The following is a 14315-nucleotide window of genomic DNA, read 5'->3' as shown; positions in this document are numbered from 1 at the left end:
TATGAAAATAATCCGCTATGCTACTGCTCGATTAATTTATTACAAAAAGCAGACAATACTCTATTGTTTATTTTCAAGCTTTTCTGCTTTTTTATTGATAGCATGCCTGACTCTTTACCATTTGCAATCGGCTTTAGCCAATCAAGTCCAAGATCGGCTTTCATTTATTGGCGCTTCTGCATCTACAGAGCTTCTTCCGGCTTTAGAATTAGCTAGCCGATTTTATATAAAAGGCATATTCAGTTTATTTTTTCTATTTGCCTTCCTTTTTATCTTTTTCTTTTACTATTCAGTCAGGCAAAACAAGCAGGAATTGATCAATTGGCGCCTGACTGGTCTTTCTAAAACCAAATTATTCCTTTTTATTTTCTGGCAGCTGTTCTTTCCTCTCTTTCTTTGTTGTATCTTGGTTTTATTGTGGATCGTAAGCTTCCAGTCAGTTTATGAAGTGCTTCTTCAAAGGATCAATTTTCTTGTCTTAAAGACTACTGAACTGCCAGATATCCGTGATATCTTGACTTCGGTAAGCGGACTTACAATTCCGATGGATCAACAGACTTTTTTTACCATCGATTTCCAAAATGATCTTTTTTTCACAGATATACTTAAGGGATTTGCCCAAACTCTTATTGGGCTCAGTGGATGCTGTCTCATTCTTAGTCTATTCCCTTTCACTTTTTTTATCCATCATTTGCAAAGTAGGAGGCCTGGACGTAATGAAACCTGAATATTTGATTCATGCTGAACACTTGACCGTTATTTTGTGTCCTCTCGAAAAACAGCATAAAATATTGGAGCACTTGAAAAAAGAGGTTCTTGTTGCAAAACTGGATAATTTTGCGATCATCCAAAAAAATTGGCCGATGTTTCCTTATCTGAATCTTAAAGACCATGTCCTGTTGGATGTACCGGAAAAAGAAATCAAACAAGATCGTTTGGCCTATCAAGAAAAACTTGATATCTCTCCTTCCTTGCTTAATTGTGCAGCAGCTGAGTTGACGTCTTTTGAAAAAGTAAAGCTGCAATTACTTCATGCCTTGCTTTCCAAGCGAAACAATATTGTTATTGAAGATACATTTGATGAACTTAGTGTATTGGAGATCCAAGAGCTACTCCACTTGCTTTCTTATTTAGCTCATGAAGAAAATCAAGGTATCTTACTCTTTACTCATGATGCTACTATTGCTCAAAGTCCTTATATTGATCGTTTAGAGCCCGCGGGCTAAATCAATCATTTTATAGTAAAAACAAGCGGTATAGAAGATCGATTCATGATCTTTTATACCGCTTGTTTTTTACTCTTTTTTGATTTCTACGTCAGGCAAACGAACAGCGAATTTTGTTCCTTTTCCTAGTTCGCTTTCTACTTCTAATTTTCCATTATGCAAGCGTACAAGTTGCTGCACGATTGGTAAACCTAATCCTGATTCACCATATTTTGTATTTTTTCTTGAAGGATCTACTTTATAATAACGATCCCAGATACTTTTCATTTGTTGTTCAGACATTCCAATTCCCGTATCTTCAATCGTGATGATCGTTTCAAGATAGCCTTTTTCTAAAGTAATCGTGATTTGGCCGTTTTCAGTAAACTGTATCGCGTTTTGAATAATATTGACCATGATTTGGACAAATCGGTCATAATCAGCGTAAACATCAATATCATCAACGGCTTTCAATGTCAATGTATCTCCTGCTGCTTCTGCTTTAGCTTCTAACTGTGCAACAATATTTTTCAATGTTTCTGTTCCATTGAATTTTTTAATGACCATACTGATTTGATTCGTACGGATTTTTTCATAATCCAAGTTTTCATTCACCAAACGGATCAGACGCTCTGTTTCATTTTTCATCAATTTAATCGCGTTTTCTCGCTGATTTTCAGGGATTGCATTGTATTCTAACCCTTCCAGAAGTCCGTTGATTGTCGTAAGAGGTGTTCTCATCTCGTGAGAAGCATCTGCCATAAATTGTCTTCGACGATTTTCTTGTTCTTCAATTTCTGCTTGAGATTCTTTCAATGAATTCGTCATTTTATTGAAATCATCTGCTAACTCATCAAATTCATCTTTGTCATGTACGGGGAGCTGTACATCAAAATTACCATTCGTCACTTCTTTCGTCGCATTCCTTAACCGATTGATACGCTTAACTTGGAATGCTGCAAAAGCATAGCTGGCAATAACTGCAACGATACTGGAAAAAATAAATCCTTTGAACAGGTTCAGTGTAATTGGACGAACGCTGTTATCGATATTTCGCGCAGGTTGACTAACTACAAGTGCTCCATAGAATTCATGATTCAAATTAAATGGCACAAGTGCGTAAGAGGTCGCCTGTGCTTGTCCTAAAATATTTTTATTCGATGTGAATTTTTCTTGACGTCCATTCCTCAGATTTTTCCATTGATCAGCTGTTAAGGTAAAATTCAGTAAAGCTGTATTAGTCGGATAAATGACACGTTCGTTTTTATCGATAAATATAAAGTTCACATTTTGTTCTGTCAGTACTTGCTCTGTCAGCAACAATGCATTTTGAAACGCCTGATCTTGACTAAACTGCGGGAGCGTATCGGCATAGGTTTGCGTTGTCTTTTCAACTGATTCAGCATATCCAAACAGTTGCTGGTAATTGTTTTCTTCAATCGTTTGTTTTGTCAGTTGTGTAAAAGAAACTCCAACGATCAATAAGATCAACGCGACCATTCCGCAGAAAGCTAAGAGTTGCTGATACAAATAACGCATTAGGCAACACCAGAATCATCGAATTTGTAGCCGACTCCCCAAACAGTTTGGATGACTTGTGGTCCGACCTTTTCGATTTTTTGTCGTAATTTCTTGATATGGGCGTCCACTGTCCGTTCATCACCAAAGTACTGATAATCCCAGACTAATTCAAGCAACTGCTCCCGAGAGAATACTTGACGTGGTTTTTTTGCTAAAGTAAACAATAGATCGAACTCTTTAGGCGTCAGTCCTTCAATTGGCCGGTTGTCCAGATACGCTTCTCGTGTTTTCGTATTCATCTTGAAATGACTAGTCTCGATATCAAAATGATCATCTGAAACTGCTGCTTCTTCTCTTGCTTCTGCCAACTCACTACGGCGATGCAAAGCTTTCATTCGAGCAATAAGCGTCAGAGGACTGAAAGGTTTTGTGACATAATCATCTGCCCCCATCTCTAAGCCGATCACCTGATCGCTTTCAGAATCTCTAGCTGTCAGCATGATAATCGGCACAGTACTTGAAACTTTGCGGATCTCTCTTCCTACTAGCATACCGTCCAGTGTGGGCAAATTCAGGTCTAGTGTAATCATATCCCAATGTTGTGGGTTTTCTAAAAAGGCATCGAGCCCTTCTTTTCCATCATACTTGAAAGTTGCTTCCCAACCTTCATTTAAGAAAAACATCTGCATCATTTCAGAAACAGATTGATTATCTTCAATCATTAAAATATTCATTATCGTTCCCTCCAGTTTCCAGGTCATATTTCTGTAATTTCTTTTCTGTCATAATAAAAATAGGCATAATTGGAAATACTAGCAGAAGCATTTCAATCAGAAAATAATTCGTATGCCCAGATGTCTTTAAATAATAGCCGATCAATGCCATCAGTAAGCCCATAAGAAAAAACCAGTTTCCGCTTGTCTTTTGAGCCAGCCGCCAATGAGCGTCTGTTTTTGCGGCAAGAGGCGAATGATACCCATAAAAAGGCAGATTTCCTTTTGAGGGCAGAATCCGAAAAAGACTGCCAATTATTAAGAATAAGATACCAATACTGAAAAAAATCATTCTTTCCCTCCTAAATTCTCTTCTTATAGTATACTCTAAATTGTTGACTGAACCAATATGTTCAGGAATTCTTCACGAAAGGTTTGTCTTTTGTTCATTCTTTGTTAAGATAAACTTATTCCAATAAAAAAGGAGTTTTATTTGTGTCAAATTATCGTGCAATCACTTTCTTTGATCTTGATGGAACATTACTAGATGCGAAATCAAAAATCACACCCGAAGTGGCAAAAGCTATGAACGCATTAAAAGAAAACAATGTTCTCCCCGTCATCGCTACAGGACGTACAGAAGCAGAAATCCACTCTATCATGGAAGATGCGGGCATTACTTCTGCGGTCACCATGAATGGTTCTTTCATTCGAGTAGACGGCGAAGAAATCTATTCTCAAACATTTTCTTCAGAAGAATGTCAAAAAATGTATGATCATGTACAGTTGAACGGTCATGAACTTTCTTACTATAACGATCAGAAAATCTGGTGTACCGGTCATAGCCAAACAATGATCAATGCTTACGACTTCATTCATTCAGATGTTCCGGAAATTGATCCTTTAGGCTTTAAAGAAAACACAGTAAATATGTTGCTGATCTTATCTCAATCAGGTGACGAATACTATCACGAACATTTTCCTGAGCTAACTTTTTATCGGAATGGTCCTTACTCGATCGATACAGTGAAGAAAGGAATCTCAAAAGGGGCAGGTGTCAAACGTCTGCAAAAAGAACTTCAGCTGGAAAAAGTTCCTACTTTTGGATTTGGCGATGGTCCGAATGATTTTGCCTTGTTGGAAGCTTGCGACAACAAAATCGCTATGGGCAACGCCTATGACGGATTAAAAGAACTTTCTACCTTTATCACAAAGAAAAATACAGAAGGCGGAATTGTCCACGCATTGAAGTATTTTGATCTGATTTAAGATCTTTTTTTGAAGCTACCTCTTTTCTTAAGAAAATCGCTTATTTTTTCTTAAGAAAGGGGCAGTTATTATATAAATAATGGGATATGATTCGCTTTTTTATTGAATTTATCCCAATATATGCTATACTAATTTTGTATGAAAAATACACGTAACCCTTGTTAGCTAACGGGGACGTTACGGATTCGACAGGCACAGTCGAGCTTGAATTGCGTTTCGTAGGTTACGTCTACGTAAAAACGTTACAGTTAAATATAACTGCTAAAAACGAAAACAACTCTTACGCTTTAGCTGCCTAAAAACAGTTAGCGTAGATCCTCTCGGCATCGCCCATGTGCTCGAGTAAGGGTCCTAACTTTAGTGGGATACGTTTCAACTTTCCGTCTGTAAGTTGAAAAAGAGAACATCAGACTAGCGATACAGAATGCCTGTCACTCGGCAAGCTGTAAAGTGAATCCTTAAATGAGTTGACTATGAACGTAGATTTTTAAGTGGCGATGTGTTTGGACGCGGGTTCGACTCCCGCCGTCTCCATATATGTATGGTTGAGACAGATAAACATGTATGAAAAACGTTGTTAAATCAACGTTTTTTTATTTTGGTCAAGGAGAGAAAAGTAGAGAAATACAAAATTTTTTGCATTGATTTTGCATTCAAAAAAACATTCAAACATTTAGAAATCCCCAATACGTATTCAGGAAAATCTATTTTAAGGTTTACAAAAAGAACTTTTGTTCGTACACTCTTTTTGAGGTGAACTTTTATGCTGATGGAAGGAAAAACACAATTATGGTTTAAGCATGTTCCTTCAAATAAGTTTTTTAATTATAAACTCTAGAGAAATTAATTCATCCTAACATAAAATAATTGTTCACTCAAAAGTTTTTCTAGAACAATTAAAACAGCAGGCTTCACATTCGCTATACATTTGTAAGAAGTAATAATTCCTGTACTAAAAGGCATAATTGCTTTAATTATTTTTTGACTTCTCTTCAAACACAAGAAGTAGTTGTGTAATAATTGCAGAAATAAGGATTCCAATAATAGATATAAAATTTGACTTGGAAACGTCTATAACATTAAAAGAATAAAGTGTTGAAGAAAGTAAACTGATTGAAATAACCCCTCCGTAAAAAATAGTCTGTGAATATACCCACTTTTTTTCAGAAGACGTACTTCGTTTGGTTCTAAAACCTATCCCTGCATTTCTACTCTTATCAAAAAACCAAATATTTAGAAGTAATAATATTGCTATTATTAAGATAAAATTACTGTAAAAATCCAAAAGCTATCCTCCTAGCAACTATTTAAATACGAAAAAAAATTACCTCTAGATAATATCATACCTACGTTTTCACTTATAAATTTTTTCATAAAAAAAGCGTTTAGAGGCATAATCGTTAATACAGATGGTAACCAATGTATCTGGTTTGAACTGGGATATCACCCTCTCCATATATGTATTACTAAGACTAATAGATACTATAAAAGACTTGATAGTTTTGCATTGATTTTGCCTAATACTGAGCATAGGTGTATGCTAAACGATACTATAAGGAGTGTGTACATAATGAAAAGAATTCTGTTTATCAGTTTATCAAATTTATTGTTACTTACTGCTTGTGGGACTTCTGCATCAAAGAACATACCTTCAGATACGCAAATTTCGAATAGTATCGATTCAACAATTTCTACAAATGAGAAAAATTCTCCGGTAGAAACTTCCGATATAAAAGTTTCTACCTCTGCAAAAAACAGGGTAAAGAAACTGTCAGCACGTCTCCTTTATTTCAAACAAACTCTGAATTAGCTTCTTCATCTTCTTCAGCAAATAATGATGATAGTTTCGCGTTTACTCCTAACTAAATGCAACCTTTACAAATGCTTTACGATAACAAGCCTGAGCTAAATGATCCTGATATCAGTTTTGCATTTTTTGAAATGATTGGATCGGATGATCTTTTTAAAACTACTAGTTTGTCTATCCGAAAATAGGACAGTTCTGGCAGTATAGGTTTTTATCGAGTTTCTCCACCAGGCCTCGTTACAGAGACAGATTCTCTAGGCGAACCTTTTGAATAAATCAAAAATCATGAACAATCACTGCCAACTAAATAAAGTGCCTTCAAAAGCTTGGTCTTCTCGCTTTTGAAGGCACTTTATTTAAATCTTTATGAAACTAAAGTATGTTCATATTTGTTGCTATAGTTATATAGATATTCTGTTGTTTCCAACTCATAAACGTGAGTATATTTTGCCACTACTTTTCCGCATTTTTCTAATATTTCATTGCGATCGACGTCATGATATTCGTCTACGCAGATCACAACACAATTTTCTAATTTACTGATTACTTCTCCAACCACTTTTTGTTTCAAGCCAATAGGTTGGCAAATATATTTTTTTCCTAAAATGATAGTTTCGTTATTCATATTTCATCCATCCTTAATGTTTTTTCATTATTTAAAATGATAATACCATTAAAATATGATTATGAAAATCAATAACACTTGTGATTTTATAAAAAAATAAAAAAACCGAAAAACAGAAATGCCCACTGTCTTTCCGGCTCTTTTTATTCTTGATTTCTCTTCTTTTTTGTTTCAATAGACGATTTTAGTTATTAATAAATGAAAAAGCATTTATATTAAAATTTGCTAATAAAAGATCTACATATTTTTCTAGAAATGCTTGATCGATTTCATCATACCCTTTCGTTACTCCGCAATCGATATCTAAAACACCGATTAAATTACCTTCTTTTACCATTGGCACTACGATTTCTGATTGTGCGGCTGAATCGCAGGAAATGTAATTTGCATGGGTTTTGACATCATCAACGATCAATGTTTCTTGTTTTTCAGCTGATTCTCCACAAACTCCTTTTCCCATCTTGATACGTGTGCAAGAAACTCGCCCTTGGAACGGTCCTAAAATCAATTCATTACCATCGAATAAATAATATCCTGCAAAGACAGTCTCAGGCAAAGTCTCATTCAACAATGCAGATGAATTTGCTAAATTTGCTAACCAGTTATCTTCTGCTTCTAATAATCCTTGTTGCTGTAATAATAAAATTTCGTATGCATCTTTTTTCTGTTTTTCTGTCCACATGATAAAAACCGCTCCTTTTTGATCTATGGAGAAGATTATAGCTCAGTTTTTTTGTAAACGCTAGGTTTCCTCTTCAAAAAAACGAGATACGTCAGGTTAATCACCTTGAACGCATCTCGCTGTCTTTTTCTATTCTGCTTGTTGGATTTCTGCTGCTAAATCAGCATAATCAATCGTTTCGTGAACAAAAGTCGGATCATCAACTGGAAAATGCTGTACAAGGGACGAGATGCGGCTAATCTCAACTTTTCCTTCAGCCACTTCAAAATCCATTACATGTCCGCCAAATGTATGTGTATCATCGATAAAATGCAGGTGAAATCCCGCTGCAGCAACTCCTTGGAATAATTCAGGCGTAAAGAACCCGACTAATGTTCCTTGGACATTGCTTTGTTGGAATTCTGGTTGAGACTCTGAAATTTTTGCTAGTCTTCTGTAAGGTTTTTCTTGCTTCGGCATGATACGGATGTGCATATTTTTGAATAATCCAGTTATCTTCACTGCCAAAAATAGGTTTTCCCCGGCTTCTCTTACTAATATGTCTTTTTTCAATTGTTCTCCATCTGCAGTTTTTGAGACAGAAAAACTAGTATCTGGCGTAAAATCTGTAATTGCTGCATAGGGGGTAAGTTCACTTCCATCTAATTGGGCAACTGAGCCATCTGATCTTCCTTGATAAGCTACGCCATCTAAAAAGATGACTTCACCATCAAGCCCATGCAATGTTCCCAATCCCAGAGTTCCTTTTTCTAATATATGAGCAATCGTTTCTGTTCCATCCATCAAGCCGGCCATCAAAGCTCCTAATGTCCCGTGCTGGTATAAGATTTTTTCAGTCATGTCGACACTTCCTTAATAGAATTGATCTGGTAAGATTGTTTCTCCCAATTTCTCATTATCACGGTAATCAATCGGAATATCAATAATTACGGGTCCTTCTGTCGCAAATCCTTCTTCTAAAGCTTTTTCTAATTCCTCTACACTTGTAGCTCGGATTCCTTTAGCGCCAAAAGCTTCTGCATATTTCACAAAATCAACTGGACCAAAGTCTACACCTGACGCCCGCTGATATTTCATTTTTTCTTGGAACTCTACCATATTGTAGTGTCCATCATTCCAAATCAAATGAACGATATTCAATTTTTTACGTACCGCCGTTTCTAAATCCTGGGCAGAGAATAAAAATCCCCCATCGCCGGAAACTGATACGATTTGTGTATTTGGACGCACCAATGCAGCAGAAATCGCCCATGGCAATGCAACACCAAGCGTTTGCATACCATTACTGAATAACAAATGACGAGGTTCATAACTTCTAAAGTGGCGTGCCATCCAAATATAATGACTACCTACATCTACGGTAACAGTCATATCATCTGTTACTTTTGACTGAAGCGTGTTAATAACTTCTAAAGGATGCAAGATACCTGCTTCTCCTTTTGATTGAACAATGTCCCGCTCCGTTAATTTTGCTTGAAGAGATGCTAAATATTCTTTTGCATCTTCTGACACTTGTTGAGGCTCTAATGAACCTGTCAATAAATCAAGAGTGGCTGAGATATCACCGATCAATTCTCTTTCAGGCTGCATAAAAGGATCGATTTCAGCTGGCGTTTCATCGATCACAATGATCCGCGCATCTTTTTCCGCATTCCAGTTTCTTGCTTCATATTCGATTGGATCATAGCCAATTGCAATAACTAGATCACTTCGTTTCAAAAGCATATCTCCTGGTTGGTTTCTAAATAAACCCACACGACCAAAGAAATGCGCTTCTAATTCACGTGAGATCACTCCAGCTGCTTGGAATGTCTCTACAACAGGCAATGCTGTCTTTTCAACTAATTGCCTGATGGCTAACGTTTCTTTTTCACTTGATCCTCGCATACCTACTAATAGTACCGGTAGTTTTGCTTCTCTAATGCGTTCAGCTAGGTAACGAATATCATCTGCAGAAGCAGAACCTAATTTAGGATCGCTCAATGGCTTGATGACATTACCTTGGACAGGTGCATCCACTACATCTTGCGGGATACTGATAAAGCTCGCGCCTTTTTTTGAACTCTTAGCCATACGATAAGCATTGGCAATCACTTCTGAAATTGTTTCTGGATCTTGGATTTCTGCACTGTATTTTGTGATTGGCTGGAACAGTGCTGCATTATCCATGCTTTGATGGGTCAACTTCAATAGATCGCTTCGTTTTACTTGTCCGGCAATTGCTAAAACTGGGTCACCTTCTGCTGTCGCTGTTACCAAACCTGTAGCTAAGTTACTAGCACCAGGACCACTTGTTGCGATAACGACTCCTGGCTCTCCTGTAATACGTCCGATTGCTTGTGCCATAAATGCAGCATTTTGTTCGTGACGAGTCACGATTAATTCAGGACCTTGATCCTCTAATTCATTAAATACACCATCGATTTTTGCACCTGGTATACCGAATACATAATCAACATGATGATTAATCAAACTTTCTACTACAGATTTCGAACCTTGTTTCATTTTTTCAGCCATTGAACATCGTCCTTTTTATGCTTTATTTTTAATTATTAGTTAGAAATAATCACAAATAAGTGATACAGTTTCTAAACCTGTTTCATTCAAAAGTATAGCACGTTTTATTTCATTTGTTTAGCCATATGTTTCAAAAAATGAAAAAGAATGACAGTTTTTACATAAAAAACTGTCATTCTTAATTGAAAGTTTCAATTTATAAAGTCTACAGATCCATAGTTCTCATCAATTTACGATTGTTGAAGTAAATCAAACCAAATACGATAGAAGGACCTAGTAGAATACACCATTGGGGCTTTACGAAAAAGAAGAGAAACAAACTTGTCAATAGTAAAAAATCTAGTAAACTCACATACCATTTTTTCAACGTATAGTAGAACGCTATCCGTAGAACTTGATTTGGTTTCGACGCTGGATTTCTCACCTGAAAATACCAGCAGTTGATGCTAAAGGAAACTGATAAACAAGCAAGTAAAACAAACAACGGAATCAACCATTTTCCATAAGAAAAACGTATAAAAAAGAAACAATCAAAAATCATTATCACACTAACTATCCAAGCAAATAGCCAATAAAAAAATCCCTTTATCCAAAATTGGCGAAACGTCTTTATGAACAAACGTACTGGTGAAAAACTTTTTTCTTTTGCTAATTCTTCTGTCATACCTATCATCACGATGCAACCTGGACCAATAAAAAGTAAAGAAAAAATAAAGGAAAAGACATTCCTTCCATCTATCGACAAAAGGAACACAGCTGCTATATACAAGATATTGACACACCAAAAACAAAGGCTACTTGCCAATGATTGATACAACCAATAAAAGAATTCCATATAAACATTTTTGTCAAAACGCTGCTCTTTCATAATCACCTCCTATTCCTTCATTCCTGATGAAGCGATCCCTTCTACAAAATATTTTTGCATCGCTAAAAATATAAAAGCAACAGGAAGAACAGAAACAACTGAGGCAGCCATGATTAATGCGTACTCTGCATCAAATAGCCCAATAAACATTTTCAACCCTAACTGGATTGTTTTATTTTCCGTAGAAGACAAATAAATGAATGGCCCCATATAATCGTTCCATGTATTAACGAATGTGATGATCGTCAAACTGGCAATCGCCGGTTTTGTAAGAGGTAAAATGATCTTGCGATAGATTTCCCACTCTGATAAGCCATCGATCCGCGCACTCTCACATAAAGAATCTGGGATACTACTGTAATATTGCTTCAACAAGAACACACCAAAAGCATTGAACGCTTGTAATAGCACCAACGACCACAACGTATCTGTTAAACCCACTTTTCTCATCATAATGAACTGCGGGATCATATAAGACTGCCAAGGGACAGCAATCGTGCCGATATATGCTAAAAATAAAATATCGCGCCCTTTAAAATTTAGTTTAGAAAACCCGTAAGCAGCAAAACTAGAAGTAAACAACTGAATCAACGTGATCACAACGCTTAAAAAAGCTGTATTCTTAAAAAATGTCACTAAAGGAATACGAGACCAAATAACCAGATAATTCTCTAAATGCCAAGTTTTAGGGATCCATTGAATCGGAATCGTGAACACTTCATTATTTGCTTTGAATGAAGCAGAAACCATCCATAAAAAAGGAATGATCGTCAATAAAGCTAATACAATCAGCAGAATCATACCCAACCATTGAATAAAGGGCATGTTTTTTGAACGAATTTTTGCTTTTTTTCTTTCATTTCGAACACTCTCTTCCATATCACACCTCCTAAGTACGACGCTTATTCCAAGAAAATTGAACAACCGTAACGCCCAAAACAATTACGAACAAAACAAGTGAAATAGCTGAAGCATAACCAAAATCAAATTTTTTGAATGCTTCATTGTAGATTTGGTAAACCAGCACATTTGTCGCTCGACCAGGGCCGCCATCCGTCATCACTTGCACAAGGTCAAACACCTTGAAACAATTGATGACAAGCATGATCGTTACAAAGAAGGTTGTTGGTCTCAACGAAGGTAATGTCACATTCAAAAATTGTTTCCAACGGTTTGCTCCATCTAGCGAAGACGCTTCATATAGTTCTTTTTGGATACTTTGTAGTCCTGCAAGGTATAGAATCATGTAATAACCCATCCCTCGCCAAATACTGACAATTACAATTGCCCAAAGCGCCCAATTTGAACTTGAAGTCCAACCTGGAGGATGTTCAATAAATCGTCTTAAAAAGATATTAATAGGTCCCACTGTTGGATGAAACAACATATTCCAAACAACAGCAATTGCTACTAAGGAAGTAACATACGGAAAGAAAAATATCGTACGAAAAAGCTTCATCCCTCTAATTTTCTGATTTAGTAGTAAAGCTAGCCCTAACGAACAAACAAGTGTGCCAGGCACTACAGCAGCGGTATATAAAAAAGTATTTTTCAAAGAAATCCAAAATGTCTCATCGTTGGCCATTTTACGAAAGTTATCTAGTCCAGCAAATTCTGGCGTTGAAAAAGAATCCCATTTCATAAATGCTAGTACAAGCGAAAACAGGATTGGTATTAATGTAAAAACGAAAAAACCAATGAAATTCGGGGCGATAAACGAATAAGCGATCCACGTTCGTTTTCTACGCAAATGATTTGTAGCTTTCTTATTTATACTATTCTCCATTTCGATGACGAAACCAAGAGTGTTTGATCTCTTGGCTTCTCTCCTTTCATGATTATTCTTTTTCCGCAGCTACACGTTTCTCCATATTTACCGTTCCTTTTTCCGGCGTTTCATCTCCAACCAAAACTAAGTCATGTTCTTCTTGTAAAATCTTATCGATTGCAGGCCCATACGTATCAATCGGAAATTCAAGTTTGATTTCATCAGGAGAAAAAGCTTTTTTAGAAATTTCATCCGTTGGCATTCCAGCGAGATTAAAATAAAGCTGATCAATCTCATCCGTACGATATGAAGGAACTACTCCTACTCCTGCTAATACTTTTGCTCCTTCTTCACTGGCTGCAAATTCAATAAATTCTTGCGCCGCTTTTTGTTTCTTTGAGTTTTTATTGACAGCAAATGCTGTTGGTGAGCCAAACGTCGTGACCGATTCTCCTTTTTTCTTCTGAGGAATAGCTGTAATTCCCCATTCTACTTCTGTCTTACTTGCTTCTTTGTTTGCGAGTATGCCAGCCATATACCAAGTTCCCATGTACATCATTGCTGCTTTTTGTTCTTCAAATTGAGACTGATAGGTTACTTTCGTTGATTTAGCCGTGCCAAAATCCATCTGCGCGCCTTCTTTTTGCATCCTCAATGCTCGATCATAATAATCAGTCATATATTGATAATCTGGTTCAACAAGATTCGCCTCGTTTTGAGCAGCTGCAATAGCTTGGATTGTCGAACGCCAGATATGTTGATATGCTCCGTAAACTTGTCCGTCATTTTTACTAAGTTTTTTTGCTAAATCTTCATATTCGTCCCAAGTTAGATTTTTTGGATATTCGATTCCTGCATCATCAAACATTTTCTTATTGTAATATAGTACCCAAAAGTCCGTTCGATATGGCAATGCATATGTTTTTCCATCGATATCATACATTTCATATGTTTCTTCAGCAGCATCAGTGTCTAATTCTCTAATTCGTTCTGTTTGATCGACTAACTGATCTCGTAAAGCATAATTTGAATACGACAAAAGATTTTTCATCGTCAATACATCTGTCGTGTCTCCAGAAGAAAGCATCGTGGTGAGTTTCGTATCATAATCATCTGAAGCAATATCTACTGCTTTCACTTTGATTCCCGTTTTCTTTTCGAATGCTTCAAAGAGCGCTTTGAATTCAGGTGTTGTTTCATAATTCCATGTCGAAACGGTAATTTCATTTGCTGATTCTTCACTACTGTCTTCTTGATTACCACAAGCACCAAATACGAGTGACATTCCTAAAACTATTGATCCAATCATCATTTTTTTCCATCGCTTCATTATATGAATC

Annotated in this window: 16 protein-coding genes and 1 other RNA gene; 5 read left to right on the top strand and 12 right to left on the bottom strand. The window is 36.4% G+C overall.

The window, feature by feature from the left end:
• Position 1: 1 nt before the first annotated feature.
• Together RBL01_RS04510 and RBL01_RS04505 are read left to right on the top strand one after the other, a co-directional pair.
• Positions 2-727 (top strand): hypothetical protein, encoded by a 726-nt coding sequence (locus tag RBL01_RS04510; RefSeq protein ID WP_002326907.1) that lies wholly within the window; start codon positions 2-4, stop codon positions 725-727.
• Positions 717-1226, top strand: coding sequence for a hypothetical protein (locus tag RBL01_RS04505; protein WP_002288586.1), 510 nt, complete (start codon positions 717-719; stop codon positions 1224-1226). Before RBL01_RS04510 ends, RBL01_RS04505 begins: the two co-directional genes overlap by 11 nt.
• 69 nt (positions 1227-1295) lie before the next feature.
• Here RBL01_RS04505 and RBL01_RS04500 read toward each other — a convergent pair whose 3' ends face one another.
• The 3 genes from RBL01_RS04500 to RBL01_RS04490 are packed head-to-tail and all read right to left on the bottom strand — an operon-like array spanning position 1296 to position 3791.
• Positions 1296-2744, bottom strand: coding sequence for a HAMP domain-containing sensor histidine kinase (locus RBL01_RS04500; protein ID WP_307780944.1), 1449 nt, complete (start codon positions 2742-2744; stop codon positions 1296-1298).
• Positions 2744-3460 carry a response regulator transcription factor gene (locus RBL01_RS04495; protein WP_002293942.1) on the bottom strand — a complete coding sequence of 239 codons (717 nt, stop codon included), beginning with the start codon at positions 3458-3460 and terminating at the stop codon, positions 2744-2746. The genes RBL01_RS04500 and RBL01_RS04495 overlap by 1 nt, the downstream gene beginning before the upstream one ends.
• Positions 3441-3791, bottom strand: a complete 351-nt coding sequence (locus RBL01_RS04490; protein ID WP_002288595.1) for an SdpI family protein — start codon at positions 3789-3791, stop codon at positions 3441-3443. The genes RBL01_RS04495 and RBL01_RS04490 overlap by 20 nt, the downstream gene beginning before the upstream one ends.
• Before the next feature lie 143 nt (positions 3792-3934).
• Between RBL01_RS04490 and RBL01_RS04485 the strand changes: the two genes are divergently transcribed.
• Together RBL01_RS04485 and ssrA are read left to right on the top strand one after the other, a co-directional pair.
• Positions 3935-4708 (top strand): Cof-type HAD-IIB family hydrolase, encoded by a 774-nt coding sequence (locus RBL01_RS04485; protein ID WP_002288592.1) that lies wholly within the window; start codon positions 3935-3937, stop codon positions 4706-4708.
• Between the two features lie 170 nt (positions 4709-4878).
• Positions 4879-5245: a transfer-messenger RNA gene (gene ssrA / locus RBL01_RS04480) on the top strand.
• A 433-nt stretch (positions 5246-5678) separates the two neighbouring features.
• On the opposite strand, the gene RBL01_RS04475 is transcribed toward ssrA, so the two are convergent.
• Positions 5679-5993, bottom strand: coding sequence for a hypothetical protein (locus RBL01_RS04475; protein ID WP_307780945.1), 315 nt, complete (start codon positions 5991-5993; stop codon positions 5679-5681).
• 285 nt (positions 5994-6278) lie between these two features.
• On the opposite strand from RBL01_RS04475, the gene RBL01_RS04470 reads away from it, so the two are divergent.
• Positions 6279-6518 carry a hypothetical protein gene (locus RBL01_RS04470; RefSeq protein WP_002321266.1) on the top strand — a complete coding sequence of 80 codons (240 nt, stop codon included), beginning with the start codon at positions 6279-6281 and terminating at the stop codon, positions 6516-6518.
• A 361-nt stretch (positions 6519-6879) separates the two neighbouring features.
• Here RBL01_RS04470 and RBL01_RS04465 read toward each other — a convergent pair whose 3' ends face one another.
• From RBL01_RS04465 to RBL01_RS04430, 8 genes are all read right to left on the bottom strand, one after another.
• Positions 6880-7140 carry a hypothetical protein gene (locus tag RBL01_RS04465; RefSeq protein WP_002289617.1) on the bottom strand — a complete coding sequence of 87 codons (261 nt, stop codon included), beginning with the start codon at positions 7138-7140 and terminating at the stop codon, positions 6880-6882.
• Positions 7141-7324: 184 nt separating this feature from the next.
• The gene (locus RBL01_RS04460) at positions 7325-7822 is read right to left on the bottom strand and encodes a GAF domain-containing protein (RefSeq protein ID WP_002289618.1); all 498 of its coding nucleotides are present in this window, start codon (positions 7820-7822) and stop codon (positions 7325-7327) included.
• A 129-nt stretch (positions 7823-7951) separates the two neighbouring features.
• Positions 7952-8662: an acetolactate decarboxylase gene (gene budA / locus RBL01_RS04455; protein WP_002289619.1), complete on the bottom strand. Its 711-nt coding sequence runs from the start codon at positions 8660-8662 to the stop codon at positions 7952-7954.
• 12 nt (positions 8663-8674) lie between these two features.
• The gene (gene alsS / locus RBL01_RS04450) at positions 8675-10339 is read right to left on the bottom strand and encodes an acetolactate synthase AlsS (RefSeq protein ID WP_307780946.1); all 1665 of its coding nucleotides are present in this window, start codon (positions 10337-10339) and stop codon (positions 8675-8677) included.
• Positions 10340-10544: 205 nt separating this feature from the next.
• The gene (locus tag RBL01_RS04445) at positions 10545-11207 is read right to left on the bottom strand and encodes a DUF624 domain-containing protein (protein WP_307780947.1); all 663 of its coding nucleotides are present in this window, start codon (positions 11205-11207) and stop codon (positions 10545-10547) included.
• Between the two features lie 9 nt (positions 11208-11216).
• Positions 11217-12032 carry a carbohydrate ABC transporter permease gene (locus tag RBL01_RS04440; RefSeq protein WP_025478390.1) on the bottom strand — a complete coding sequence of 272 codons (816 nt, stop codon included), beginning with the start codon at positions 12030-12032 and terminating at the stop codon, positions 11217-11219.
• Between the two features lie 64 nt (positions 12033-12096).
• The gene (locus RBL01_RS04435; RefSeq protein ID WP_002293955.1) at positions 12097-12993 is read right to left on the bottom strand and encodes a carbohydrate ABC transporter permease; all 897 of its coding nucleotides are present in this window, start codon (positions 12991-12993) and stop codon (positions 12097-12099) included.
• Positions 12994-13045: 52 nt separating this feature from the next.
• Positions 13046-14305 (bottom strand): ABC transporter substrate-binding protein, encoded by a 1260-nt coding sequence (locus RBL01_RS04430; RefSeq protein WP_002326901.1) that lies wholly within the window; start codon positions 14303-14305, stop codon positions 13046-13048.
• Positions 14306-14315 lie beyond the last annotated feature (10 nt).

Source organism: Enterococcus sp. SB12 (genome assembly GCF_030910025.2).
Lineage (GTDB): Bacteria > Bacillota > Bacilli > Lactobacillales > Enterococcaceae > Enterococcus_B > Enterococcus_B faecium.
Note: the sequence above shows the minus strand (reverse complement) of the source record. Positions and strands in the feature narration are given on the sequence as shown.

Excerpts from the sequence above, each read along its gene's own strand:
- RBL01_RS04435 (WP_002293955.1), bottom strand. The coding sequence starts at position 12,993 with ATGGAGAATAGTATAAATAAGAAAGCTACAAATCATTTGCGTAGAAAA.
- RBL01_RS04510 (WP_002326907.1), top strand. The coding sequence starts at position 2 with ATGAAAATAATCCGCTATGCTACTGCTCGATTAATTTATTACAAAAAG.
- RBL01_RS04440 (WP_025478390.1), bottom strand. The coding sequence starts at position 12,032 with ATGCCCTTTATTCAATGGTTGGGTATGATTCTGCTGATTGTATTAGCT.
- RBL01_RS04470 (WP_002321266.1), top strand. The coding sequence starts at position 6,279 with ATGAAAAGAATTCTGTTTATCAGTTTATCAAATTTATTGTTACTTACT.
- RBL01_RS04505 (WP_002288586.1), top strand. The coding sequence starts at position 717 with ATGAAACCTGAATATTTGATTCATGCTGAACACTTGACCGTTATTTTG.
- RBL01_RS04490 (WP_002288595.1), bottom strand. The coding sequence starts at position 3,791 with ATGATTTTTTTCAGTATTGGTATCTTATTCTTAATAATTGGCAGTCTT.
- RBL01_RS04500 (WP_307780944.1), bottom strand. The coding sequence starts at position 2,744 with ATGCGTTATTTGTATCAGCAACTCTTAGCTTTCTGCGGAATGGTCGCG.
- RBL01_RS04460 (WP_002289618.1), bottom strand. The coding sequence starts at position 7,822 with ATGTGGACAGAAAAACAGAAAAAAGATGCATACGAAATTTTATTATTA.
- RBL01_RS04495 (WP_002293942.1), bottom strand. The coding sequence starts at position 3,460 with ATGAATATTTTAATGATTGAAGATAATCAATCTGTTTCTGAAATGATG.
- alsS (WP_307780946.1), bottom strand. The coding sequence starts at position 10,339 with ATGGCTGAAAAAATGAAACAAGGTTCGAAATCTGTAGTAGAAAGTTTG.
- budA (WP_002289619.1), bottom strand. The coding sequence starts at position 8,662 with ATGACTGAAAAAATCTTATACCAGCACGGGACATTAGGAGCTTTGATG.
- RBL01_RS04445 (WP_307780947.1), bottom strand. The coding sequence starts at position 11,207 with ATGAAAGAGCAGCGTTTTGACAAAAATGTTTATATGGAATTCTTTTAT.
- RBL01_RS04430 (WP_002326901.1), bottom strand. The coding sequence starts at position 14,305 with ATGAAGCGATGGAAAAAAATGATGATTGGATCAATAGTTTTAGGAATG.
- RBL01_RS04465 (WP_002289617.1), bottom strand. The coding sequence starts at position 7,140 with ATGAATAACGAAACTATCATTTTAGGAAAAAAATATATTTGCCAACCT.